Here is a 24,591-nt window from a genome sequence, read left to right as displayed (position 1 = left end):
AATTACCTGAGTGCACAGTTCGCCCGGGTAGCGCGCCGCCGACGCGATGGCGAACAACCTGATTCCGGGGTGCGAAAAGGGCGCGCATCGAGTCGATGCGCGCCCCTTCCCACACTCGAGGTCAGGAGGTCACAGCCGCCGAACGCACGCCCTGCGCGAGCTCCGCGGTCAGTGTCCGCACCGCGTCCAGGCCCTGACCGGCGGCACTCACCAGTGCCGAGCCGACAATGACACCGTCTGCGTAGGAAGCGATTTCGGCCGCCTGCGCACCGCTGCGCACACCCAGGCCGACGCCGATCGGAATATCGGAGTGCGCGCGAATGCGGGCGCACAGCGCCGGCGCCATGGAGGACACCGCATCACGCGCACCGGTGACACCCATGGTGGACGCGGCGTACACGAACCCGCGCGAGGCCTCCAGCGTCTTCACCAGGCGCTCCTCCGTGGAGGACGGAGCCACCAGGAAGATGCGGTCCAGGTTGTAGGTGGACGAGGCGACGAACCAGTCGTCGGCCTCCTCCGGAATCAGATTGGGCGTGATCAGGCCGAGGCCGCCCGCCGCCGCCAGATCGCGGGAGAAGGTGTCGACGCCGTACTGCAGCACCGGATTCCAGTAGGCCATGACCACGGCCTTGCCACCGGCCTTGCTGATGGCCTCCACGACCTTGAACACATCGCGCACCCGCACACCACCGCGCAGCGCCTGCTCGGCGGCGGCCTGGATGGTCGGGCCGTCCATCACCGGATCGGAGTAGGCGACACCGACTTCGATGACGTCACAACCGGATTCGACCATGGCGACGCAGACGTCGATACTGCCCTGCACATCCGGGTATCCGGCGGGCAGATAGCCGATGAGCGCGGCGCGATTGTCCTCGCGGCAGGCGGCAAAGGTATTGGCGAGACGGGACTGCTGGCTCACTGCTGCTCCTCCGGCTTGTCGAAGAGCCCGAACCACTTGGCCGCGGTGTCCATATCCTTGTCACCGCGTCCGGAGAGATTCACCAGAATGATTGCGCCCTCGCCCAATTCCTGGCCCAGCTGCAGCGCACCCGCAACAGCGTGCGCGGATTCGATGGCCGGAATGATGCCCTCGGCGCGGGACAGCAGCAGCAGCGCGTCCATCGCCTCGGTATCGGTGATGGGGCGGTACTCGGCGCGGCCGATGTCCTTGAGCAGCGCGTGCTCCGGGCCGACGCCCGGGTAGTCCAAACCCGCGGAGATGGAATGCGAGTCGATGGTCTGACCGTCCTCGTCCTGCAGCAGGTACGAGTAGGCGCCCTGGAAGGCGCCCGGGCGACCACCGGCGAAAGTGGCTGCGTGGCGGCCGGTTTCGACACCGTCACCCGCGGCCTCGTAGCCGATGAGCCGCACGCCGGCGTCATCGATGAAGGAGTGGAAGATGCCGATGGCATTGGAACCGCCACCGACACAGGCGACTACCGCATCGGGCAGCCGTCCGGTGTGGGCCTGCACCTGCACCCGCGCCTCCATGCCGATAATGCGCTGGAAATCGCGCACCATCAGCGGGAACGGGTGCGGCCCGGCCGCGGTGCCGAAGCAGTAGTAGGTCTCGTCGGCATTGGTGACCCAGTCGCGCAGCGCCTCGTTGATGGCGTCCTTGAGCGTCTGCGAACCCGTTGTCACACTGACGACTTCGGCGCCGAGCAGGCGCATGCGGGCCACGTTCAAGGCCTGCCGGGCGGTATCGACCGCGCCCATGTAGATGACGCATTCCAGGCCCAGCAGCGCGCACGCGGTGGCGGTGGCGACGCCGTGCTGGCCCGCGCCCGTCTCCGCGATGACGCGGGTCTTGCCCATGCGCTTGGCGAGCAGCGCCTGCCCGAGCACATTGTTGATTTTATGAGAACCGGTGTGGTTCAGGTCTTCTCGCTTGAGCAGGATGCGAGCGCCGCCCGCGTGCTTGGCGAGATTGACGCATTCGAACACCGGCGACGGGCGGCCGGTGTAGTCGCGCTGCAACCGGTCCAGCTCGTGCAGGAAGTTGGGGTCGACGCGCACCTTGTCGTATTCGGCGGTGACCTCTTCGATCACGGCCATGAGCGCCTCGGGCACATGCCGGCCGCCGTAGACGCCGAAGTGGCCCCCGGCATCCGGCTCGTGCAGGCTCTTGTGCGACACGCCTTCGCTGGCCTGCGGGAGGCCGGCGTTCTTGCCGAGAATGTCGTTCGTCTGTGTCATCGGCTCTCTCACCGGCCCCGGCGAACCGGCTTCGGGCAGGACGGATGGGTTCCGGCGGTCACCAGCTCGGCCACCGCGGCACGCGGATCGCCGCTGGTCACCAGGCCCTCACCGACGAGCACGGCGTCCGCGCCCGCACCGGCGTAGGCCAGCAGATCGGCGGTGCCGCGAATACCGGATTCGGCAATGCGGATCACATCGCTGGGCAGACCGGGTGCGATGCGCGCGAACACATCCCGATCCACCTCGAGGGTCTTGAGGTTGCGGGCGTTCACACCGATCACGGTGGCGCCGGCCTCGAGGGCGCGGTCCGCCTCTTCCTCGGTGTGCACCTCGACGAGCGCGGTCATACCGAGCGATTCGGTGCGGTCGATGAGCGAGGACAGCACGTCCTGCGGCAGCGCCGCCACGATCAGCAGAATGACATCCGCGCCGTGCGCGCGGGCCTCGTGGATCTGGTACGGGCCGACGATGAAGTCCTTGCGCAGAACCGGAATGTCGACCACGGCACGCACCGCGTCGAGATCCGCGAGCGAACCGCCGAAGCGGCGCTGCTCGGTCAGCACGCTGATGATGCGCGCGCCGCCGTCCTCGTACGCGCGGGCCAGTACGGACGGGTCCGGAATGTCGGCCAGGGCGCCCTTGGAAGGACTGGACCGCTTCACTTCGGCGATCACGCCGATACCCTCCTCGTGCAGCGCCGCCGTGGCGTCACGAGGAGAGACAGCCGCGGCGGCGGCCTTCTTGACAGCCTGGAAATCCAGGAGGGCTTCCCGTGCGGCGACATCCGCACGGACCCCGTCGAGAATCGAGTCGAGTACCGTCATCTGGCTCGAATCCTTTCTGGGGAGACGGACTTGCTGCCTGAGAATCCCCCCAGGCGCTGTCTCACCGATGCTGATAAAGAGTAAATGGCTATCTTCGCGCCGCTGACGGCGGGGGCGGTACCGGGAGCGACGCTGCTCCCCCGCCCAGTTCAAGCGGGCTTGTGGCCCGCGGCGCCGCTACCTGGATCATCGTGTGCGGCAGCGGTATCGGTTTCCTCGTCGGTAGGATCCGCGCCCGCGTCGAGGGCGTCCCACAGCACCCGGCCCGAGAGTTGTTCCGGCGGCGCGTCCTGTGACCCGGATTCCGCGGCACGCTGCACTGCGTGATGTTCGGCAACCTGTTCGGCCGCCTCCGATTTACGGAAGACCGGATTGTCGTATTTGCCCGACATGCGCGCGCTCTCGGAGGGCATGCGTGTCAGCAGCACACCCGCCAGGAAGGCGGCGACCGCACCGACCATGGTCAGTACGGCGGGCAGTGTCGAAGTCTGCGCCGTACCCACATGCTCCCAGGTGCGCAATTCGGCCAAACGCCCGGCCCGCTCGGCGGTCTTGCCCTGCCCCTGCAGCAGCGCGTACGCGGGAACCGCCGCCACCGCCGCCAGCACGGCCACCACCACACCGATGATGCGGCGCAGCCAGCCACGCGTGGCGAAGACCGCGGCAATGGTCGCGATCAGTACCAATGCCAGCGGAGTCAGGGCGCCGAACCAGGTCGCGCCGGACAGATGCACGGTCTTGGGCGGCCCGAGCTCGCTGATGACCTCGACACTCACCCAGGTCATGCGCGATGCGACCCACAGCAGCGCGGCGGCGATGGCCAGCAGGGCCACCGCGCCCACCGGCCTGGGCCTCTGCTCCCCCTCGGCCGCCGCGGCGCGCGCATCGGCTTCTGCTTCGGCCGTATCGGCCTGTGCCGCTTGCACATCGGCGCGGGCAGCGGCTAGATCAGCATCCACCTCACTGTCCGAATCAGCGTGTGTCACCGATACCTCCGCAGGTCCGCCGGCTGCTTTCGCCTGTGCCGCCGAGGTTTCCGGGTCGGGCTCCGGAGCGTTCATCAGGCGGTCCCGTTCGGGCGGTAGGCGCGTACGGTGCCCGCCGCGGCGATGGCCTTGAGCACCGCCATCGCCTTGTTGCGGGATTCGACGTCCTCGTACTCCGGATTCGAATCGGCGACCACGCCCGCGCCCGCCTGGACATAGGCGGTGCCGTTCTTGATCAGTGCCGTGCGAATGCAGATGGCGGTATCGGCGTCACCGGCGAAATCGAGATAGCCGACCACACCGCCGTAGATGCCGCGGCGGGTGGGCTCGAGCTCCTCGATGAGCTCCATGGCCCGGACCTTCGGGGCGCCGGAGAGGGTGCCCGCCGGGAAGCACGCCTGCACCGCGTCGAAGGCCACCTTGCCGGCGGCCAGCCGGCCCGAGACGGTCGAAACCAGGTGCATGACATGGCTGTAGCGCTCGATATGCCGGTATTCGGTGACGCGCACGGTGCCCGGCTCGCAGACGCGGCCGAGATCATTGCGGCCGAGATCGACGAGCATGAGGTGCTCGGCGTTCTCCTTCTCGTCGGCGAGCAGATCCTTCTCGAGGAGCAGATCGTCCTCCTCGGTGCTGCCGCGCCAGCGCGTGCCCGCGATCGGATGTGTGGTCGCCACACCGTCCTTCACCGTGACCAGCGATTCGGGGCTGGATCCGACGATCGAGAACGCCGTGCCGCCGGAGCCGTCCGGGATGTGCATGAGGTACATGTACGGGCTCGGATTGGACGCGCGCAGCATGCGATACAGATCCAGTGGCGTACCGCCGTACTCCATTTCGAAGCGCTGCGAGAGCACCACCTGGAAGGCCTCGCCGGCCTCGATCTCCTTGACCAGGCGGCGCACGCCCGCGCCGAATTCGTCGGAGGTGCGCTGGCGGCGGAAGTCCGGTTCAGGTTGCTCGAAGACCGAGACGGTGGAGTCGGCGGGTGCGGCGAGGGCCTCGGTCATGCGATCGAGTCGGGCCACCGCATCGTCGTAGGCCTCGTCCACCCGCTTGTCGGTGCCGTTCCAGTTGACGGCATTGGCAATGAGCGTGATCGCGCCCTCGTGGTGATCGAAGGCGGCCAGATCGGTGGCCAGCAGCAGCACCATCTCCGGCAGTTCGAGATCGTCGGCGGCGAGTACGGGCAGCCGTTCCATCCGGCGCACCGCGTCATAGCCGAGGTAGCCGACCATGCCACCGGTCAGCGGTGGCAGCCCGGGCAGCCGTTCGGTCCGCAGCAGCTGCAGCGTTTCGCGCAGCGCGCGCAGCGGATCACCGCCGGAGGGCGCATCGGCCGGACTCTGCCCGAGCCAGGCCGCTTCCCCGTCCACCACGCTCAATGCCGTGGGGCTTCCCGCACCGATGAACGACCATCGCGACCACGATCGCCCGTTCTCCGCGGACTCCAGCAGGAAGGTCCCGGCCCGGTCCGCGGCCAATTTGCGGTAGGCCGAGAGTGGAGTCTCCGAGTCCGCCAACACCTTTCGAACCACCGGGACAACCCGATGGTCGGCCGCCAGGAGCCGGAACTGTTCGCGGGAGGTCGTGGAGGTGTGAGAGGCACCGAGCATTCACCCATCATTCCAGGCCCACATCAAGGATCGTGGCCCGGCTCGGTCTGGACTGACGGAGCGGGGGGAGCGAAGCGGAGGAGGGAAGGCCGAGCGTGCGGGGCCGCGACCCGCCGGAGCGCAGCGTAGGCAAATTAAAGCGCAGCGTAGGCAAATTAAACAGAGCCGGGAGGGCTGCGGCGGCGAATACACGGTGCGGTCAATCATGGAGAGGTCGCCACGCGGTATCCCAATCGAGAGGAGTTCAACAAGATGTACCCCTCGCAACCGGTCGCACCGGAGGGTCCACGGCACGCAGCTCCGCAGGTAGGCATGGGTTCGATGCCCGGTCAGCCGCCGCGGATGATGGGCATGAATCAGCAGGGCGGCGGCAAGTACAGCGCCATCGCCTCGTTCGTCACGTACGTCAAGGCGCTGGAATCGCTCGATCCCCGCTCCTTCCCGGACGAGTACGCCGAGCACACCGATCGCATTCGGGAGCTCAAGCCCTTCTTGCGGGCCCACGGCATCCTCGACGTCATGAACATCAAGAACCCGGAGGTCGCGGCGCTCATCGGTGCATAACCGTGAGCCGGACCCCGATCGTCGAGCAGCCCGCGCACGGACCGAGGCAGACCGGTCCGTCCGCGGGCTGATTCGTATTCGGCGCGGATCCCGTAATCTCCTGCCTATGAAGCCAGGCCAGCTCGCCCCGCAGTTCGAGCTTCCGGACCAATCCGGCACTCCCCGATCCCTCGATTCGCTGCTTGCGGACGGACCGGTCGTGCTCTTCTTCTATCCCGCCGCCAATACCCCCGTCTGCACCGCCGAGGCGTGCCACTTCCGGGATCTGGCAGGCGAATTCAAGGCCCTGGGCGCCTCGTGCGTGGGCATCAGCGCCGACGCCGTCGACGTACAGTCCGGTTTCGCGGAGAAGCAGTCGCTGAACTACCCCGTGCTGTCGGACGTGGGCGCGAAGGTCGCCGCCGAGTACGGCGTGAAGCGCGGCCTGCTGGGCGCGCTGATTCCGGTCAAGCGCACCACGTTCATCATCGATCCCGACCGCACCGTCGCCAAGGTGATCAATAGCGAACTGCGCGCGAACGTCCATGCGGACGAGGCATTGCAGTTCCTGCGCGATCGCGCGTGAGTTAGCCCTCGAATGCCCGATTGGTCCGGAGTGGCGCGACGGACGCGCCGCCCGGTCCGGCATACGCTGGACCAATGACTACGCCGAGCCCGGATGTGCCCGAGCACAAGCGATCATCATTCGTCACGTGGCGCAATCGCATCATCGCGCTGGTCGTGGCGGCAGTCGTGCTGTGGGTGTCGTATCTGATTCTGGCGGCATTCATTCCGCGGTGGTGGGCGCAGCGCATCGCCGAAAACGTGCACGGGAGTTTCGCCAAGGGCATCTGGTCGGGTCTGGCGATCGGCGTGGTGTGCACCGCGCTACCGCTTTTCCTGTTCCTGCTCGCGGGAATGACCTGGCGGAAACGGGGCGGTCCGTTTATTGCGGGCGCTTCGGCCGTTTTGGCGGTTGTCACCGCCATCCCCAATTTGATGACGCTGACCATCGTGCTGGGCGACTCCAATGCGGCGCACGCCGGAGAACGCATTCTCGACGTCGACGCACCGGGTTATCGCGGCGCCGTCCTGGTGGGCGCGATCGTGGCCGCCGTACTGTTCCTGCTGGTGGCATTTCTCTTGGTGCGCAGGCGAATCCGCAAGCATCGCGCCGTGAAGCAGCGGCCGGATCAGGAAAAGCCGCGCATACCGGCGGAGAATCCCCCGAATACCCCTAATCCCGCAGCACCCGGCACCCACGAATTCTGATCCGCGACACGCGTGATGGATGTCACGTCATTCAGCAACGCCGTGACTGATGAGCGAAATCGTGGCAAACTTTGATTTGCGGGTGACTCGCTGTTGCTGCTCCACCGTCCGCCGGACCGGCCAGCACACCATGTCACTTGGCTGCTACGAGAGGGCTGGCACGGTGACACAGTGGTTGAATCCCATGGAACAGCGAGCTTGGCGTGCCGTAATCGCGCTGACCACCCGGCTTCCCGCGGCCCTGGATACCCAGCTTCAACGTGAGTCCGGGATTACCCATTTCGAATACTTCGTGATGACTCTGCTCTCCGAAGAACCAGGCCACCGGTTGCAACTGAGTGAGCTTGCGCAAAAGGCAAACGCATCGCTATCGCGCCTTTCCCATGTGATTTCCAAGCTCGAGCGTTTGGGCTGGGCCGAGCGTGTCAGCATCTCCGGCCGGCGCGGCGCCCAGGCCGTGCTGACCGATGTCGGCTACCGCAAGATCACCGATGCCGCGCCCGGATATCTGGAGTGTGTGCGCGGCTTGGTCTTCGACGGGCTCGACAAGGAGGAGACCAGACAGCTGCTCGAAATCAGCGAGACCCTGGTCGCGCAATTGGACAACGGTACGGCGCGCGGTGCGGGGCGATCATCCGGCAACCAGGATGTCGATACCCGCGACAAACGTTAGCGCGCAGTCAGAGCAGTGTGTCGCCGCGCGCCAGCAGCACATCGGTATCGAAGCAGGTGTGCGTGCCCGTGTGGCAGGCCGCGCCCTCCTGATCGACGATGAGCAGCACGGTATCGCCGTCGCAGTCGAGGCGCACCTCGTGCACGTACTGGGTGTGGCCCGAGGTCTCCCCCTTCACCCAATACTGTTGCCGCGAACGCGAATAGTAGGTGCCCCTGCGGGTTTCCAGGGTGCGCGCGAGGGCCTCGTCGTCCATCCAGGCCATCATGAGCACATCCCCGGTCGCGCGCTCCTGCGCGACGGCGGCGAACAGGCCGTCGTCATTGCGCTTGAGGCGGGCGGCGATTGCGGGATCCAAACTCACCGGACCACGATACCTTCGGTGCGCATGGCGTCCTTGACCTGGCCGATGGTGAGGTCGCCGAAGTGGAAGACGCTGGCGGCCAGCACCGCGTCCGCACCGGCCTGCACGGCGGGGGCGAAATCATCGACCTTGCCCGCACCGCCGGAGGCGATCACGGGAACGGAGACCGCGGCGCGGACGGCGCGGATCATGGTGAGGTCGAAGCCGGCCTTGGTGCCGTCGGCATCCATGGAATTGAGCAGGATCTCGCCGACGCCGAGTTCGGCGCCGCGCACGGCCCATTCGACGGCGTCGATTCCGGTGCCGCGCTTACCGCCGTGGGTGGTGACCTCCCAGCCCGACGGGGTCGCGGGCTGTCCGGCGGGAACGGTGCGCGCATCGACCGACAGCACAATGCACTGCGAGCCGAAACGCTCCGACATCTCGCGCAGCACTTCGGGTCTGGCGATGGCGGCGGTATTCACCGAGACCTTGTCCGCGCCGGCGCGCAGCAGGCGGTTCACATCCTCCACGGTGCGGACGCCGCCGCCGACGGTGAGCGGGATGAAGATCTGCTCGGCGGTGCGGGTGACCACGTCGATCATGGTGCCGCGGTCGCCGGTGGAGGCGGTGACATCGAGGAAGGTGAGCTCGTCCGCGCCCTGGGCGTCATAGGTGGCGGCCAATTCGACGGGATCGCCCGCATCCCTCAGGTTTTCGAAGTTCACGCCCTTGACCACGCGGCCCGCGTCCACGTCCAGGCACGGAATCACGCGTACTGCCAATGTCATTGCTCAACCTCTCCTCGGGCACGATCGGCTGTCGCATTGATCATGTCCAGTAATTCCTCGTGCACGCCGGGTGCGGCCGCCAGCACCGAACCGGATTCGATATTCCAGTCCCGGCCCAGCAGATCGGTGACCACGCCGCCCGCGGCGCGCACCAGCGCCACGCCCGCGGCATTGTCCCAGGGGTGATGGCCGAAGACCACGGCGCCGCCCAGCACGCCGGATGCGGTGTACGCCAGGTCGATTCCCGTCGAACCGTGCATGCGCACCCGGCCGGACAGGCGGCTCAGCGCACCCAGCAGATTGAAGCGGAAGATGCCCGGAATGCGGCCCGCGCCATCGATATTGAAGGCGCCGAAGCCGATCATGGCGGAGGACAGCGTCTTCCGCTCCAGACTCGGCAGGGGTTTGCCGTTCAGGAATACCGGACCACCGGTCGCGGCGGCATAGCGCTGGCCGAGCCCGGGCAGCCAGGTGAGGCCGAGGACCGGCTCGCCCTCCTGCACCAGCGCCAGCAGCATGCCCGAAAGGGGGTGGCCCGCAGAGTAATTGAAGGTGCCGTCGATGGGGTCCAGGACCCAGGCGGTGCCGGAGGTCAGCTGGGGGCCGCCGAATTCCTCACCGTGCACCGGGAATCCGGTGCGCTCGGTCAGCTGCTTCGAGAGGGTGCGCTCCAGCTCCAGGTCGAGTTCGGTCGCGAAATCACCGCGGCCCTTGTCGACAGCGCTGGGTGCGCCCACACCCTCCACGAAACGCGGTGCGGCAGCGTCGAGTACATCACTGGCAATGGTGAGCAGCTCGGCGAGTTCGGCGGCCATCGGGCTCAGCGCACCGCTACAAGGGCTTCGGGCAGGGTGAAGCGGCCCGCGTACAGGGCCTTGCCTACGATCGCGCCCTCGACACCGTCTTCGACCAGGGTCGCGATGGCGCGCAGATCGTCGAGGGTGGAGACGCCGCCGGAGGCGATGACCGGTGCGTCGGTGGCATTGGCCACATGCTGCAGCAGATCGAGATTGGGGCCGGTCAGGGTGCCGTCCTTGCTGACGTCGGTGACCACGTAGCGCGAGCAGCCGTCCCGCTCCAGGCGCTCGAGCACCTCCCACAGATCGCCGCCGTCGGTGACCCAGCCGCGGCCGCGCAGCCGGTACTCACCGTCGATGAGCTTCACATCCATGCCGACCGCGATCTTGTCGCCGTATTCGCCGATGGCGCGGGCGCACCATTGCGGATCCTCGATGGCGGCGGTGCCGAGATTGACCCGCGCGCAACCGGTCGCCAGCGCCAGCTTCAGCGACTCGTCATCGCGAATGCCGCCGGACAGCTCCACTTTCACGTCGAGCTCACCGATCACCTGCGCCAGCAGCTCCCGGTTCGAACCCTTGCCGAATGCCGCGTCCAGGTCGACCAGATGCACCCATTCGGCCCCATCGTGCTGCCAGGCGAGGGCGGCATCGCGCGGCGAACCATAACTGGTTTCACTGCCCGCCTCCCCCTGAACCAGGCGCACGGCCTCACCATTGGCGACATCGACGGCAGGTAGCAGCACAAGACTCACGCAAGCATCCTAGTGGTTACCGCGGGATGCTCCGTCGTCGGCCTGGGCAAATAACGCAATTCGTAAACGCCGCGGGCTACCGTCCTGATAAAGCAGGTGAACGTCCGTTCGGCGATTTCGTCTCAGGGAGGAACGGCATATGTTCCGTCAACTCATCTTCGGCACCGCGGCCCTCGCGCTGACCGGACTGCTCACCGCCTGCCAATCGGATCCGCCGGTCCCGCCCTCGGCGCCCGTGGCTCTGTCCTCGATCCCGCCGGCGACGCTCTCGGGCGCCCCGGCAACACTCTCCGGTGCGCCCACAACCGCCGCGGCAGTATCGGCAACCTCCCCTGCCGCGAAGTGCGGCCACAACCTGTCCGCCCCCGCGGTAAGAAATGCCATCGCCGCACAGCCACCGGTGCAGAACGACTCCGGCGCGCCGTGGAACTGGGCCGGCACTCCCGTCGAGGGCAACTTCGACCCCTGCCGCACCCTGTCCGCCGCCCTCATCATCATCGAAAGCGGCACCGCCAGTTCACCGATGCAGATCCTGCTCTTCCACCAGGGCAGCTACCTGGGCACCGGCACCTTGAAATGGCGCTCGTTCATCGGCATGGACCCCACCCGCACCACCGACGACACCGTGGCCGTCAAATACCACCTCCCCGGCACCTGCGACGCCTGCAGCGACGGCGCCGACTACTGCGTCCAATACCACTGGACCGGCAGCAAAGTCGACATGATCGGCACACCCCCCGACGAATCCTCCACCGGCACCGAAATCCCCGGCTCCACCCGCTGCTGACTCCGCAATCCGACGAAACAGCCTGCCGCACTGCCGAACAGCGCTTTTTCGGTCGCCGGAGGGCGCGAGTTCAGGTGTGGGAATCGAGGATTCGGGTGAGGGTCAGCACGAAGTTGGCGCGTTCGGCGGCGGTGAAGCCGGGGAGCAGTTCGGATTGGGCTACTTCCAGCCGGGTGTCGAGGTCTGCCAGGTGGTCTGCGCCGGCCGGGGTGAGGGTCAGGACATTGCGGCGGCGGTCGGCGGGATCCGGGGTGCGGTGCACAAAACCGCGATCGGCCAGCTCGTTCACCGCGGCGACGACATCACTGCGATCGATCCCGGTACGGCGCCCGACCTCGGCCTGGCTGCCGGGTCCGAGCTCATCGAGCGTCGCCAGCAACGCGTAGTGATACCGCCGCGATCCCGTCTCCTCGAGCGCACGCTCGGTAGCCCGATTGGCCAGAATAGCCACCTGACCGACCAACCGCGTAGGCAGCGCCCGCAACCGACCGGACCCTCCCCCAACCGCATTCTCCATACCGGCAATCTAGCCGGATCACCGCCCCGGCGGCCCGTATCCCCACCGCACAGCCCGCGGACGAACTGTGCGGTTTCAGGAGATCAGAGGGAGTTGACCCAGTTGCGGAGGAGATGGGCGCCGGCGTCGCCGGACTTTTCCGGGTGGAACTGGGTGGCGCTCAGGGGGCCGTTTTCTACGGCGGCGAGGAAGGGAGCGTCGTGTTCGGACCAGGTGAGTTTGGCGGGGGCCAGGGTGCCGTGGTCTTCGAGAGACCAGGACTGGGCGGCGTAGGAGTGGACGAAGTAGAAGCGGGTGTCTTCGTCCATGCCGGCGAACAGGACGCTGTCTTCGGGGGCCTTGACCGTGTTCCAGCCCATGTGCGGCAGGACGGGGGCGTCCAAACGCTCGACGGTGCCGGGCCATTCGCCGCAGCCTTCGGTTTCCACGCCGAATTCGACGCCGCGCTCGAAGAGGATCTGCATGCCCACGCAGATGCCCAGGACGGGGCGGCCGCCGGCCAGGCGCTTGCCGATGATGCGGTCGCCGCGGACCTCGAGCAGGCCGGACATGCAGGCGGCGTAGGCGCCGACGCCGGGGACCACGAGACCGTCTGCGTTCAAGGCGATTTCGGGATCGGCGGTGACGGTGACCTGGGCGCCGGCCCGCACCAGGGCGCGCTCGGCGGAGTGCAGGTTGCCGGAGCCGTAGTCCAGGAGAGCCAGCTTCTTGGTCATAGCGTTCCCTTGGTGGAGGGGACCCCGGTGACCCGCGGGTCGAGTTCGACTGCGGCGCGCAAAGCCCGCGCCACCGCCTTGAATTCGGCCTCGGTGATGTGGTGCTGGTCGCGGCCGTAGAGCACCCGCACGTGCAGGGCGATGCGCGCGTTCAGCGCGATCGACTCGAACACATGGCGATTCAGGACGGTCGAGTAGGACGCGCCGGGGCCTGCGGACGGAATCACGGTGTGCAGCAGGTGTTCCGGCTCACCGGTGTGCACGCAGTACGGGCGGCCGGACACATCCACAATGGCCTGGGCCAGGGTCTCGTCCATGGGAATGAAGGAATCGCCGAAACGGCGGATGCCCTTCTTGTCGCCGAGAGCCTGCGCGAGCGCCTGGCCCAGGACGATGGCGGTGTCCTCCACCGTGTGGTGCGCCTCGATCTCGATATCGCCCTTGGCGGCCACGGTCAGATCGAAGCTGCCGTGCTGGCCGAACGCGGTGAGCATGTGGTCGTAGAACGGGACGCCGGTGGAGATATCGGTCTTACCGGTGCCGTCGAGGTTCAGTTCGACCACGATGCTGGATTCACGAGTGGTGCGTTCCACCCGGGCGATTCGGTTCATGCTCGCTTCCGTATCCATGGGGAGGCTCGCCTCCGTACTCATCGGGCAACCACCTCGGCCGCCACCAATTTCTCACTGACACGCAGGAATTCGTCGTTCTCGGCGGCCAGGCCGATCGTGGTGCGCAGATAGCCGGGAATGCCGACATCGCGAATGAGCACACCCTCGTCGAGGTAGTGCTGCCAGGCGCGCGGGGCGTCGGCGAAGCGGCCGAAGAGCACAAAATTGGCATCCGACGGAATGACGTCGTAGCCGAGCACCCGCAGCGCCGCCATCACCCGATCACGCTGCGCCGCCAATTCGTGGACACTGCCGAGGGTTTCGCCGGCATGCCGCAGCGCCGCCCGCGCCGCGGCCTGGGTGACCACGGACAGGTGATAGGGCAGCCGCACCAGCAGCATGGCGTCGATCACGGCGGGCGCGGCCGCGAGATATCCGAGCCGGCCGCCCGCGAAGGCGAAGGCCTTCGACATGGTGCGGCTGACAACGAGTTTCGCGGGGAACCGGTCGATCAGCGATACCGCGCTGGCCACCTCGGAGAACTCCGCGTACGCCTCGTCCACCACCACGATGCCGGGTGCGGCCTCGACGAGGCGCTCCAGGTCGGCGATCGGAATGCTGTGCCCCGTCGGATTATTGGGGCTGGTCACGAACACCACATCGGGGTGGCGGTCGCCGATCACCATGACGGCGTAGTCGATATCGAGGGAGAAGTCGCCATTGCGCTTGGCTTCGATCCATTCGGTGTCGATGCCCTCGGAAATGATCGGGTGCATCGAATACGACGGCACGAAACCCAGCGCCGTGCGGCCGGGACCGCCGAACGCCTGCAGCAGCTGCTGCAGGATTTCATTGGAACCATTGGCGGCCCACACATTCGACACGTCCAGCGCGACGCCGGTCTGCCGGGTCAGGTAGGCGGCCAGATCGGTGCGCAGCGCCACCGCATCGCGGTCCGGGTAGCGGTGCAGTTCGGCGGCGGCGGCGCGCACCGATTCGGCGACGTCGTCGATCAGCGCCTTACTCGGCGGGTGCGGGTTCTCATTGGTATTGAGCTGCACCGGCACCGTCAATTGCGGTGCGCCGTACGGACTCTTGCCGCGCAGATTGTCCCGCAGCGGCAGATCATCCAGGGAGACAGCGGATCCGGGCACGGTCACGGCGCTCGATGCGAGGCTCGACTCGGCATTCATGACAGTTCCCCGAATCGCACCTGTACGGCCTGACCGTGCGCGGGCAGATCCTCGGCATTGGCCAGCGCGACCACATGTCCGGCGACATCCTTCAACGCCGCCTCCGAGTAATCCACGACGTGGATGCCGCGCAGGAAGGTCTGCACACTCAAACCCGAAGAGTGCCGGGCACATCCGGCCGTCGGCAGCACGTGGTTGGAGCCCGCGCAGTAGTCGCCGAGGCTGACCGGCGACCAGGCGCCGACGAATACCGCTCCGGCGCTGCGCACCTGGGCAGCCACAGCGGGGGCGTCCACGGTCTGGATCTCCAGGTGCTCGGCCGCATAGGCGTTCACGACGCGCAGCCCCTGGGTGATGTCGTCGACGAGCACAGTGCCGGACTGCTTGCCCGACAATGCTTCCGCGACCCGATCGCGGTGCTTGACCACGCTCATCTGCGCGGTCAGCGCGGCATCCACCGCATCGGCCAGCTCCACACTGTCGGTGACGAGCACGCTCGCGGCCAGCACATCGTGCTCGGCCTGCGAAATCAGGTCCGCGGCAACATGTACCGGATCGGCGGTGCCGTCGGCCAGAATCGCGATCTCGGTGGGCCCGGCTTCGGCGTCGATGCCGACCAGCCCGCGGCACAGCCGCTTGGCGGCGGTCACGTAGATATTGCCCGGCCCGGTGATCATGTCGACCGGATCCAGTTGTGCGCCATCGGTATCGGTGCCGCCGTAGGTCAGCAGCGCGACCGCCTGCGCACCGCCGACCGCCCACACCTCCTCGACGCCGAGCAGCTTGGCGGCCGCCAGAATCGTCGGGTGCGGCAGGCCGTCGAACTGCGCCTGCGGCGGCGAGGCCACCACCAGCGAATCGACGCCCGCGGTCTGCGCGGGAACCACATTCATGACCACGCTCGACGGATAGACGGCATTGCCGCCCGGCACATACAGGCCGACCCGCTCGACCGGCACCCAGCGTTCGGTGACGGTGCCGCCGGGCACCACCTGGGTGACCTTATCGGTGCGCCGCTGATCGGCATGCACCTTGCGGGTGCGCTCGATCGCGACTTCGAGGGCAGCGCGCACCGCGGGGTCGAGTTCTTCGAGCGCTCGATCCAGCTCGGCGGCGGGCACCCGCACGGAGGCGGGCTGCACACCGTCGAACTTCTGGCTGAACTCCAGCGCGGCCTCGACGCCCCGATCGCGGATGGCCTCCACGACCGGCCGCACATGATGCAGCACCGAGTCCACGTCGACGCCTCCGCGCGGCAGTGCCGCGCGCAGTTCACCAGCAGTGGGAGTACGTCCACGCAAATCGACGCGGGCGAGCTCGATGCGGCTTGTCATAGCGCTCTGCAGTCCTTGTCTGTGCTGATCATCAAAGGGGTGCACCGGGCAGCCGAAACTGCCCGCGACCAGGTACCAGACTATCGGGTCGATGCCATCGCTCCTCCGCCGCACCGCGCTGACCGGCAGGGCAGAGCAATCGGTGCGGCGGATTCGGCGGCTATTCGGTGCGCGTCGCGGGCAGCGCCGGCACGGCCTCCTCGGCATCGAACCGGCGGTAGACCAGGTGTTGCTGTACAAACGTCCAGGCATTCTGGGTCACGAAGTACAGCAGGATGGCCACCGGCCACAGCGCACCGGTCACCAGCGTGCCGAGCGGGAACGCCCACATCGACAGCGTATTCATCACCCGCACCTGAGCCGTCTGCTCCGGAGCCGTCTCACGCTGGCGCGCCACCGAGAACCGGGCCGTGAAGTGGGTCGCGACCGTGGCGATGAGCAGCAGGGGAACCACCACCACGGCAACCGAACCGAACGCGCCACCGGCATGGGACAGGCTCATCGACAGCGGTGCGCCGAACAGATTCGCCGACAGGAACGACTGCACCTGATCGGTCGAGAACACATAGTTGGCGGTGCCGGCATGGAACGAATTCAGCACATGGAACAGGCCGACGAAGACCATGATCTGACCGATCATCGGCAGAAACCCGAGCAGCGGATTGAAGCCGTGCTTCTGCTGCAGCTTCCGCACCTCGACGGCCTGCGTCTCCTTGTCACCGGCGTGCTTGCGCTGAATCTCCTTCATCTCCGGCCCGATCAGAGCCAGCTTGCGCTGGAATTGCAGCTGCGCCAGGAACGGGCGGATGAGCAGCGCCCGCAGTGTCATGACCAGGAAGATGATCGCCAGCACCCAGGCCGGGCCACCGGGGATGCCGAGGATCGACGCGAAGAGCGTGTGCCACAGCCACAGGACCGCGGACACGGGGTAATAGATGAAATCGAGCATAAGTATGGGACCTCACTGCGAGGCACCCGCGCAATGCCGCGGGTGGAGCGAATCGGGGGGCAGCGGAGGTCTGATCGTGTGGGCACGATCAGACCGCGAGGGCCCCCGGTGCGCGCGGACGCGGACGCCCCGCAGCATCTGGATTGCTCTGTCGCAGAAAGGCTCCCCGGCGGCGACGGCCTGCCGACTCCGGCGGACCCGCGCTCACCGTGACCCGCAGTCGCGGCCCGCGCGCCGCCAGCATGGTGGCGGTCAGCGCTACCAGCGCCGCCGCACCCAGTACCAGCAGCGAATTCGGCTCGGCCGAGCTCAAAAACAGCACAGCCCATGCGGCGACGACCAGCGTGCACACCAGCACCACCGTCGTCCGAATCCGCATCATGCGCTCGACACTACCCACCGATCCGGCTTTCAGCGCTGCCGAGCCCGGGATCTGTGACCCGATCACCACATCGGGCAGGCGGCATCCGCCGCGACGAGAGGTGCCATGCGCGCGGATGTCATCAGACCCTGCGGCAAGTTCCCACGCCCCGGCCTGCCCGCCCGTGCCAGGGTCGCGGGCGCGGTCCGGGAATGTCTGCGCGACCGGAGCTGGGGTCCGGTCGCCTCGACGGGGGTCAGGTCATTCGGCGATGAGGCGGTTGATGGTGACAGGTTCGGCGAGGATCTCGTCGAAGACTCCGGCGAGGTGCACGAAGTGGGGGGCGAGGAAGTGCTCTTCGAGGGCTCCGGCGGACTTCCACTCTTCGATGAGGACCATGTGGGCGGCGTCATTGGGATCCACGAAGGGCTGGTAGACGACGCAGCCGGGTTCGGTCAGGGTGGGTTCGATCATGGCCTCCAGTGCGGTGCGGAGGCGATCCTCCTGGCCGGCCTTGACACGGATTTCGGCGACAACGTGCAGTGTCATGAGAGCTTCTCCTGGTGATTCGATCGATGTTCGGCGATTGACCGAGGGTGGGACCCCGAAACCGGCGGGGCTGCGATACAGCTGGGTCAGGGACGGGCGGGGCCGGTGCCCGCGCCGGTGGAGTTGATGGCCGTGGCGATTTCCTCGAGGTCTGCCGGGCTCAGTTCCAACGTGAGAGCGCCTGTCCAGCCGTCGATTTGGGTGCTGGTGCGCGCGCCGACAATCGCGGCGGTCACGCCGGGCCAGGAATTGACCCAGGCGAGAGCCACTTCGGCGACGGACACGCCGTGGCGGGCCGCAATGGGTCGCAGGGCGTCGACCAGTGCCAGGTTGGCGGACAGTCCGGTGGTGAAATCTGGTCTGCCGGAACGCCAGTCGTCGGCGGTGAGCTTGCGGTCCGCGGTGAACGCACCCGTGAGCAGGCCGATGGCGCGGACCTTGCCTTCCTTCTCGAGGTCGGCCATGACCCGCCAGTACTCCTCCAGCGGAGTGGGCGCCGCCAGGCCCGCGCCCTCGCCGCCGTAGACGAAGACCGCACCGGTATCCGGCCAGTGCACCTGATAGAGGTCGATGTGCTCGACCCGCAGGCGGCGCAGCGACGCCTCCAGTTCCGCCCGAATGGTTTCCGGCCGCGTAATGCGGCGCGGCGGTCCAGTGCGGTCGTCACCCTCCTCCCAGATGAGGCCGGTCTTGGTGAACAAATACGGCCGCTCGGCCTCCGGCATATCGGCCAGGGCCTTGCCCACGAGCGTTTCGGCGTGGCCGAGCCCGTAGGCGGGGGCGGTGTCGAGCCAATTGAGACCGCTATCGACCGCATGCCGCACGGCGGCAATGGATTCGGCGTCATCGGTGGCGCCCCACGAGTACTGCCATCCGGATCCGGCGATCACCCAGGTGCCGAAACCGAGCGGAGTGATATCCATACCCGTATCCCCGAGGGGACGAGTCCTACTCATTCGGATCTCCGTTCGAAACCACGTCGCGGCGAGCCACGCTGCCGGATCGGTTCCGGCTGTGAGCACTACTTTTGTATGCCGCGAGCGCGGTAGACAGTGCGGCGCGAGCCTGGGCACGGCATGACCGGGCTGGATCGACCGCTACCGCAGGGTGACCCGCGTGCAGCACCGTGGGGTGACGCGCACGGGCGCCCGGCGCTCCTAACGTCGGCGAGGTGAAGAGCAGCCCGCGCCTCGGAATCCTGTTGGCCCTCACCGTCCTTGCCACCGTCACGGCCTGCACCTCGGCGAACTCGCCGAGTGCGGCGGCCCTCGCGTGGAAGCCGTGTCCTGGCAGCGGACTCGACCCGCGACAGGAATGCACGAGCATTCAGGTACCCCTGGACTACGACCGACCCGACGGTGACCGAATCACCCTGGCCGTCTCCCGCATCCGTAGCGCCCATCCGGGCACCCGGCACGGTGCACTGCTGCTGGTGCCGGGCGGCCCCGGCAATACCGGCCTCGACAAGCCGACCGAGGTCGGATCGAAACTTCCTGCCGCCGTGCGCGATACCTACGATCTCATCGGCTTCGACCCGCGCGGTATGGGATCGAGCACCACGGCCGACTGCGGCATCACACGCGATGACCTGGTCACCGAACGCTTCCGCGGCTGGCCGCGCGGAGACGGTGATATCTCGGCGAATATCGCGGTGAGTCGGCGGATCGCGCAGGCGTGCAACGACAATGGCGGCGCCCTGGTGCGCAGTATCAGCACCCGCACCGAGGCCCGCGATATCGACAGCATTCGAGAAGCGCTGGGCGAGAGCCGAATCTCCGCCTGGGGCGAGTCCTACGGCACCTACGCCACCTCGGTCTACGCGACGCTGTTCCCGCAGCACACCGATCGTCTCCTGCTCGACAGCAGCGACGATCCGAATCCGGACCGGGTCGAGCGCGGCTGGAACGCCAATTACGCAGTCGGCGTGGAGGATCGGTTCCCCGACTTCGCGAAGTGGGCGGCCGGCCCCGGCAATTCCGATCACACCACCGAAACCCCCGATGCGGTGCGCGGCCGATTCCTCACGCTCGCAGCGAAACTCGATCAGAGCCCACTCCCCTGGCCGGGATCGGAACTGGGGCAGCTGACCGGCAACGGGCTACGGCAACAACTGCTCGACGGCCTCTACAGCGATAAGACCTTCCCGGCACTGGCCCGGCTGATCAATGCGGCCGAGGCGTCGGCGCCCCTGCCGAACCCGCAACCCCTCCCGCCGGAGCAGATCGTCCAGCAGCGCACCGCGGTCGGTGTCGCCACCATCTGCAATGACTCCGCCTGGCCCACAGCGGTTTCCGACTATGCCGCGGCTGTCACCGCCAGCCGGACCGCGCACCCTCTGACCGCCGGTATGCCGGAAAACCTGTCCCCCTGCACCTTCTGGCAATTACCGGTCGCACCCCGGACCGTGGTCACCGCCGACGGCCCATCGAACATACTGATGATCCAGAACCTGCGCGATCCGGCTACCCCGTACGGTGGCGCACTCAACCTGCGCAATGCCTTCGGCGCCCGCGCCCGCATGGTCACGGTCGACGGCGGCGGTCACGGCGTCTACCCCTCCCCGATCGGCTGCGCCAACGACGCGGTAACACAATTCCTCAGCGACGGCACCCGCCCTGATCAGGACCTGACCTGCCGATGACAGACCGCCGGTCGCGGAGGCAAGCTCAGCCCCAGCCTGGTCACGACACGACCAGGAATACCCCGGCACACTCCCGCGATACTGATCTCATGACTCTCGACCGGCGTGCCGAACTCGGCGAATTCCTGCGCTCCCGCCGTGCCCGGCTGCGGCCCGAGGAGGTCGGGCTGATCGATCACGGCGCCCGCCGCCGGGTCCCCGGCCTGCGACGCGAGGAGCTGGCCCTGCTGGCCGGTGTCAGCGTCGACCACTATGTCCGGCTGGAACAGGGCCGCACCCTGCACTTCTCGGAGTCGGTCCTGGATGCGGTGGCTCGCGCGCTGCGCTTGAATCCGGTGGAGCGCGATCACCTCTACCGGCTGGCGCGGCCGTGGTCGGGTGAGGAGCCGCCCGCCGAACAGCACGTGCGGCCGGGCCTGCGGCGACTGCTCGACTCCGCGGGCGATATGCCCGCCTACCTCCTGGGCCGCGGCACCACTGTGCTGGCCTGGAACCGGCAGGCGGCGGCACTCATCACCGATTTCTCCGCGCTGGCGCCGCGTGATCGCAATAAGGCCCGCATGGTCTTCCTGGACGAAGGCATGCGTGGGCTCTACGAGGACTGGCCCGGCAAGGCCGCCGATGTGGTGGCCTATCTGCGTCTGGACGCCGCCCGCAATCCGGGCGACGCGGAGATCGCCGACCTGATAGACGAACTGCACCAGGCGGATCCGGAGTTCCGCGGGCTGTGGGACAACCACGAACTCAGGGACAAGACCTACGGCCGGTATGTCTACCGGCATCCGGTGGTGGGCCGTGTCGAACTCGGCTTCGAAACCTTCCGGCTCCCAGACGATCCGGACCAGGCCCTGGTCGCCTACACCGTCGAGGCCGACTCCCCCAGCGCCACCGCACTGCGACTACCGGCCGGGCTCGCCGCCGAATCCCAGCGCGTCTGATGCGCCGAAAAGACTGCGCTGCGGCAGTTTTCGCGCAGTCCTACGCCTCGACGCGACGGCGAAGTTCGGGCACGCCGTCACCTTCGAGATCGTCGAGAGCCGCGGCGCGGCCTGCCATGGCAACCACGAGCGCTTCGCCGGGACCGCGAACCACCGGGCCGGTGCCCCGCGACCAGTCGGCATCGGTGGCCTCCCACCGCAATCCCTTCAGGAAACGTCCGGGCCGCACAAAGGGATCGGGATTGCTGAGCAGTTCGACCAGCTCCCCGCGCTCTTCTGTGAGCATCTGGCGCACGTTCATATCGGAAGGCTAACCACGACAGGGGATTGAGAACAGCCCCCGATAACAACATTGCGCCGCACCGGATTTCCGGTGCGGCGCAATACGTCGAGTTCAGCGCGGACTAGCGGGTGTCGCTGTCGATCTTCAAAGTGCCACCGCCACCGTCGATCACACGCAGCGTGAGCGATTTGGTCTGGCCGCCGGAGGTCAGGTTGGCCAGTGCGATATCCACCGAACCGTCGGCATTCGCACTGTCATTGCCCCGGGCTCCGGAGATGGAGGCGTAACGGGTGACGCGATTGTCGTTCCAGTAGGACTGGAACGCCGTCTGGCCGCCGTAGACCTGCTGGGCCGCCGGAGTCAGCTTGCTCCACGCGTCGGCGAAGCTCATATTGACGAGCGAGTCATAGAACTTGTCTACCGTATCGGCGCCATTGAGCACCGATACCGTTCCGGCGCTCTTGGTTTGCCCGAGGGTTCCTGCCGTGCCCGCACCCGTGGTGGTGGAGGTGGAAACCTTCGACGCGCTGGTGCTGCCCGACACCGTGCCCGGGCTGTCCGAACCGGACGAGCTGATGATGCCGAAGACCACGGCCGCGACCACGACCACAGCCGCGACCACACCGGCCCACACCAGTTTCCCGCGACCGCGGGACTCCAGCTGCGGAGCCGGGTTGGAACGCGTGGGCGGGCCCGCCGACACCGGATGCCGCGGCGGCGGGGTCTCGAGCAATTGCGCCTGGGCCATGGCCCCGGTCGGGATATCGGCATTGGCGGCCGAGCGGCGATCCATCTGCCGGGTGTTCCCGCGCTGCGGCGCCGTCCGGGGTGCGCCGATCGGCTTGGCCGGTGACTGCGCGTTGCCGTTCTGACGGCGGGCGGCCATGACGCGGGTGGCCTCGGCTTCGGGTCCGAGCTCCGCGAAGTCCGCCATGATGTCGCGGACCTCGGTCATGCTCGGCCGGTCCTCCGGCTCGAAGCTGAGCAGCGAGAGCAGCAGATCACTGAGCGGGCCGGCATTGCGCGGCTCGCTGATCTGGCCGTTCGCCGCCGCGTACAGCAGTGCGAGCGGATTCGGATTGGTGCCGTAGGGCGGTTCGCCCTCCAGCGCGTGGAAGAGCGTGGCGCCCAGGGCGAAGACATCGGCGGCCGGGCTCGGCTCGGCGCCGCGCGCGACCTCGGGTGCGAGGTAGGCGGCGGTGCCGGAGATGAGTCCGGTGGCGGTGAGCGTGACATCGCCCTTGGCCTTGGAGATGCCGAAGTCGGTGATCTTCACCGCCCCGTTGTCGCCGAGCAGGATATTGCCGGGCTTCACATCGCGATGCACGATGCCGACCCGGTGGGCGGCAATGAGCGCCGACGCGACCTGCTCACCGATGCGCGCGACCTGAGGCAGCGGCAGGGTGCCCTGCGAGGAGAGCACCACCGCCAGGCTCTGGGACGGCAGGTACTCCATGACGAGGCATGGATCGCCCTCGTGCTCGGTAATGTCGAACACCACAATGGCATTCGGATGCTGAAAGCGTGCGGCATTGCGGGCCTCTCGGGCCGCGCGCTGACGCACGATGTCTTTGTCCGCCTCGGACAGACTGGGCTGGGTGATGATCTGCTTGATCGCCACCGAGCGTTCCAGCCGTTGGTCGACGGCTCGCCAGACGACGCCTGTGCCGCCGCTACCAATCCGTTCGACCAGGCGGTAATGCCCTGCGATCACTTGGCCGGTTTCGATGGCACTACTCCGAAATTCTCCGCGATGGTGACTGTGACGACGCGGTTGCCCGCGTGTTTCCCCGCATGAGTGTAGCGGTCCGCGGGCAGCACGCCGACGTCAGCGTGAGATATGAGCGAGATCTCGGTGAGATCTGGACCGCACTCAGGTGACGACCGTGTGACAGGTCACGTAAATGCGCAGCTCAGAGTACTTCCATGACATGACATAGAATTCTGTGCCACCATGCCAGATCTCACCGCGTGGGAACGGATTTCAGCCGTTGCGTGTCGCCGCCACCTGATTTCGGGTCGTTTCGGGCGGATTTTTCGCCCCGGCCGGCCATTCGGCGCGAGTGAGCAGCGCCGCATCGGCAGCGCCGAGTTCGATATCGAACACCTCGGCCAGCACCTTGGGCAGCTCGGCGGCCTCGAGCTCCCGAATCTCGCCGGTGCCGTCCGGATAGGTCGTCGTCCACGTGGTGCCGTCGATCTGGTGATGCACCTCGGGCCGGAACCGCTGAATGAACGGGCGGGTGGTGAACGGCGATCGGGGCGCGGTGGAGACGAAGTGATTGCCGACCGCGAAGTCGGTCCGGTACTGCGGATTCGGGCTGAAGGTGTGCCGATCGATCCAGCCGTCCCGGCCGAACTGATGCAGGGTCCACAGCTCTCCACCGAGTGCGTCCGCGCCCAGCTCGAGCCGGTAACGCCAAGCGCCGAGCGTGATTTCGCCCCGATCGGGAGTGAGCTCGACGGGTTCGAGCGGCCCCGCGCCGAAACCCACATCGCAGAGCCAGACCCGGTCGTCGTCGCCCGCGATGACGCGCAGCAGCGCATGGGTGGCAGGCCGTAATCCCGCCGCCCCCATCGTGACTCGGCCCGAGATACCGGTGAATTCGAATCCGAGCCGCTCCAGCGCGGCGGCGAACAGCAGGACGTTCTCGTAGCAGTAGCCGCCGCGCCGGCGCCGGATCAGCTTGTCCTGCAAGGACTCCAGATCGAGCGGAACCGCGCGACCGAGAATGATCTCCAGATTCTCGAACGGAATGGTGGTGGTGTGCGCTCGCACCAGCCCGCGCAGGGTGGCCAGCGTGGGCGTGCGCGCGCCCGCGTATCCGATGCGATCCAGGTACGCGTCCAGATCCAGCTCGTCGCCGCCCCATCGATAGGACGGATCCACGGGTGCCGTCATCACTG

General features: G+C 67.4%; 28 protein-coding genes. 7 read left to right on the top strand and 21 right to left on the bottom strand.

Annotation, left to right across the window (positions count from 1 at the left end):
* Nucleotides 1–121: 121 nt before the first annotated feature.
* The 5 genes from trpA to OG716_RS01585 form a co-directional block, all read right to left on the bottom strand.
* Nucleotides 122–922, bottom strand: coding sequence for a tryptophan synthase subunit alpha (trpA, locus tag OG716_RS01605; protein WP_355128569.1), 801 nt, complete (start codon nt 920–922; stop codon nt 122–124).
* A complete protein-coding gene (gene trpB, locus OG716_RS01600; RefSeq protein WP_405135942.1) occupies nt 919–2,202 on the bottom strand; it encodes a tryptophan synthase subunit beta in 1,284 nt (427 codons plus the stop codon). Before trpB ends, trpA begins: the two co-directional genes overlap by 4 nt.
* A gap of 8 nt (nt 2,203–2,210) precedes the next feature.
* Nucleotides 2,211–3,029, bottom strand: a complete 819-nt coding sequence (gene trpC / locus OG716_RS01595) for an indole-3-glycerol phosphate synthase TrpC (RefSeq protein ID WP_405135941.1) — start codon at nt 3,027–3,029, stop codon at nt 2,211–2,213.
* 149 nt (nt 3,030–3,178) lie between these two features.
* Entirely contained in the window at nt 3,179–4,090 is a 912-nt protein-coding gene (locus OG716_RS01590; protein ID WP_405135940.1) for a TIGR02234 family membrane protein, read from the bottom strand.
* Nucleotides 4,090–5,631: an anthranilate synthase component I gene (locus tag OG716_RS01585; protein ID WP_405135939.1), complete on the bottom strand. Its 1,542-nt coding sequence runs from the start codon at nt 5,629–5,631 to the stop codon at nt 4,090–4,092. Before OG716_RS01585 ends, OG716_RS01590 begins: the two co-directional genes overlap by 1 nt.
* A gap of 252 nt (nt 5,632–5,883) precedes the next feature.
* Here OG716_RS01585 and OG716_RS01580 point away from each other — a divergent pair, with 252 nt between their 5' ends.
* From OG716_RS01580 to OG716_RS01565, 4 genes are all read left to right on the top strand, one after another.
* Nucleotides 5,884–6,195 carry a hypothetical protein gene (locus tag OG716_RS01580; protein ID WP_405135938.1) on the top strand — a complete coding sequence of 104 codons (312 nt, stop codon included), beginning with the start codon at nt 5,884–5,886 and terminating at the stop codon, nt 6,193–6,195.
* A 106-nt stretch (nt 6,196–6,301) separates the two neighbouring features.
* On the top strand, nt 6,302–6,760 hold the full coding sequence (locus OG716_RS01575) for a peroxiredoxin (RefSeq protein WP_327140860.1): 459 nt from the start codon (nt 6,302–6,304) through the stop codon (nt 6,758–6,760).
* Nucleotides 6,761–6,834: 74 nt separating this feature from the next.
* The gene (locus OG716_RS01570) at nt 6,835–7,446 is read left to right on the top strand and encodes a permease (RefSeq protein ID WP_405135937.1); all 612 of its coding nucleotides are present in this window, start codon (nt 6,835–6,837) and stop codon (nt 7,444–7,446) included.
* 130 nt (nt 7,447–7,576) lie between these two features.
* Nucleotides 7,577–8,119 carry a MarR family winged helix-turn-helix transcriptional regulator gene (locus OG716_RS01565; RefSeq protein ID WP_405139451.1) on the top strand — a complete coding sequence of 181 codons (543 nt, stop codon included), beginning with the start codon at nt 7,577–7,579 and terminating at the stop codon, nt 8,117–8,119.
* A 7-nt stretch (nt 8,120–8,126) separates the two neighbouring features.
* Here OG716_RS01565 and hisI read toward each other — a convergent pair whose 3' ends face one another.
* From hisI to priA, 4 genes are read right to left on the bottom strand one after another with little or no spacing between them, the layout of a single operon-like run.
* Nucleotides 8,127–8,483: a phosphoribosyl-AMP cyclohydrolase gene (gene hisI, locus OG716_RS01560; protein WP_405135936.1), complete on the bottom strand. Its 357-nt coding sequence runs from the start codon at nt 8,481–8,483 to the stop codon at nt 8,127–8,129.
* Nucleotides 8,480–9,253, bottom strand: a complete 774-nt coding sequence (gene hisF, locus OG716_RS01555; RefSeq protein ID WP_327140863.1) for an imidazole glycerol phosphate synthase subunit HisF — start codon at nt 9,251–9,253, stop codon at nt 8,480–8,482. The genes hisI and hisF overlap by 4 nt, the downstream gene beginning before the upstream one ends.
* A complete protein-coding gene (locus tag OG716_RS01550) occupies nt 9,250–10,068 on the bottom strand; it encodes an inositol monophosphatase family protein (protein WP_405135935.1) in 819 nt (272 codons plus the stop codon). Before OG716_RS01550 ends, hisF begins: the two co-directional genes overlap by 4 nt.
* A 5-nt stretch (nt 10,069–10,073) precedes the next feature.
* Entirely contained in the window at nt 10,074–10,805 is a 732-nt protein-coding gene (gene priA / locus OG716_RS01545; protein WP_297618931.1) for a bifunctional 1-(5-phosphoribosyl)-5-((5-phosphoribosylamino)methylideneamino)imidazole-4-carboxamide isomerase/phosphoribosylanthranilate isomerase PriA, read from the bottom strand.
* Between the two features lie 139 nt (nt 10,806–10,944).
* Here priA and OG716_RS01540 point away from each other — a divergent pair, with 139 nt between their 5' ends.
* A complete protein-coding gene (locus tag OG716_RS01540; protein ID WP_405135934.1) occupies nt 10,945–11,592 on the top strand; it encodes an LppP/LprE family lipoprotein in 648 nt (215 codons plus the stop codon).
* 70 nt (nt 11,593–11,662) lie between these two features.
* Here the strand turns inward: OG716_RS01540 and OG716_RS01535 are convergent, their stop codons facing one another.
* From OG716_RS01535 to OG716_RS01495, 9 genes are all read right to left on the bottom strand, one after another.
* Nucleotides 11,663–12,109 (bottom strand): MarR family transcriptional regulator, encoded by a 447-nt coding sequence (locus OG716_RS01535; protein WP_355128591.1) that lies wholly within the window; start codon nt 12,107–12,109, stop codon nt 11,663–11,665.
* Nucleotides 12,110–12,192: 83 nt separating this feature from the next.
* On the bottom strand, nt 12,193–12,825 hold the full coding sequence (gene hisH, locus OG716_RS01530; protein WP_405135933.1) for an imidazole glycerol phosphate synthase subunit HisH: 633 nt from the start codon (nt 12,823–12,825) through the stop codon (nt 12,193–12,195).
* On the bottom strand, nt 12,822–13,454 hold the full coding sequence (hisB, locus tag OG716_RS01525) for an imidazoleglycerol-phosphate dehydratase HisB (RefSeq protein WP_405139449.1): 633 nt from the start codon (nt 13,452–13,454) through the stop codon (nt 12,822–12,824). Before hisB ends, hisH begins: the two co-directional genes overlap by 4 nt.
* A 20-nt stretch (nt 13,455–13,474) precedes the next feature.
* Nucleotides 13,475–14,629 carry a histidinol-phosphate transaminase gene (locus tag OG716_RS01520; protein ID WP_405135932.1) on the bottom strand — a complete coding sequence of 385 codons (1,155 nt, stop codon included), beginning with the start codon at nt 14,627–14,629 and terminating at the stop codon, nt 13,475–13,477.
* Nucleotides 14,626–15,963 (bottom strand): histidinol dehydrogenase, encoded by a 1,338-nt coding sequence (gene hisD, locus OG716_RS01515; RefSeq protein WP_405135931.1) that lies wholly within the window; start codon nt 15,961–15,963, stop codon nt 14,626–14,628. The genes OG716_RS01520 and hisD overlap by 4 nt, the downstream gene beginning before the upstream one ends.
* A 160-nt stretch (nt 15,964–16,123) precedes the next feature.
* Entirely contained in the window at nt 16,124–16,912 is a 789-nt protein-coding gene (gene yidC, locus OG716_RS01510; RefSeq protein ID WP_355128601.1) for a membrane protein insertase YidC, read from the bottom strand.
* Between the two features lie 88 nt (nt 16,913–17,000).
* A complete protein-coding gene (locus OG716_RS01505; protein WP_355128603.1) occupies nt 17,001–17,294 on the bottom strand; it encodes a DUF6412 domain-containing protein in 294 nt (97 codons plus the stop codon).
* Between the two features lie 240 nt (nt 17,295–17,534).
* A complete protein-coding gene (locus OG716_RS01500) occupies nt 17,535–17,822 on the bottom strand; it encodes a putative quinol monooxygenase (protein ID WP_405135930.1) in 288 nt (95 codons plus the stop codon).
* An 86-nt stretch (nt 17,823–17,908) separates the two neighbouring features.
* The gene (locus OG716_RS01495; RefSeq protein WP_405135929.1) at nt 17,909–18,778 is read right to left on the bottom strand and encodes an aldo/keto reductase; all 870 of its coding nucleotides are present in this window, start codon (nt 18,776–18,778) and stop codon (nt 17,909–17,911) included.
* Between the two features lie 215 nt (nt 18,779–18,993).
* On the opposite strand from OG716_RS01495, the gene OG716_RS01490 reads away from it, so the two are divergent.
* Both OG716_RS01490 and OG716_RS01485 read left to right on the top strand, forming a co-directional pair.
* The gene (locus OG716_RS01490; RefSeq protein ID WP_405135928.1) at nt 18,994–20,463 is read left to right on the top strand and encodes an alpha/beta hydrolase; all 1,470 of its coding nucleotides are present in this window, start codon (nt 18,994–18,996) and stop codon (nt 20,461–20,463) included.
* An 89-nt stretch (nt 20,464–20,552) separates the two neighbouring features.
* Nucleotides 20,553–21,401: a helix-turn-helix transcriptional regulator gene (locus OG716_RS01485; RefSeq protein WP_405135927.1), complete on the top strand. Its 849-nt coding sequence runs from the start codon at nt 20,553–20,555 to the stop codon at nt 21,399–21,401.
* A gap of 40 nt (nt 21,402–21,441) precedes the next feature.
* Here the strand turns inward: OG716_RS01485 and OG716_RS01480 are convergent, their stop codons facing one another.
* The 3 genes from OG716_RS01480 to OG716_RS01470 form a co-directional block, all read right to left on the bottom strand.
* Nucleotides 21,442–21,702 (bottom strand): hypothetical protein, encoded by a 261-nt coding sequence (locus OG716_RS01480; RefSeq protein WP_405135926.1) that lies wholly within the window; start codon nt 21,700–21,702, stop codon nt 21,442–21,444.
* 103 nt (nt 21,703–21,805) lie between these two features.
* Entirely contained in the window at nt 21,806–23,398 is a 1,593-nt protein-coding gene (locus tag OG716_RS01475) for a serine/threonine-protein kinase (RefSeq protein ID WP_405135925.1), read from the bottom strand.
* A gap of 270 nt (nt 23,399–23,668) precedes the next feature.
* Nucleotides 23,669–24,586: an arylamine N-acetyltransferase gene (locus OG716_RS01470; RefSeq protein ID WP_405135924.1), complete on the bottom strand. Its 918-nt coding sequence runs from the start codon at nt 24,584–24,586 to the stop codon at nt 23,669–23,671.
* Nucleotides 24,587–24,591: the final 5 nt, after the last annotated feature.

Source organism: Nocardia sp. NBC_01388 (assembly GCF_045040085.1).
GTDB lineage: Bacteria > Actinomycetota > Actinomycetes > Mycobacteriales > Mycobacteriaceae > Nocardia.
This window is presented reverse-complemented; position numbering and strand designations above follow the sequence as displayed.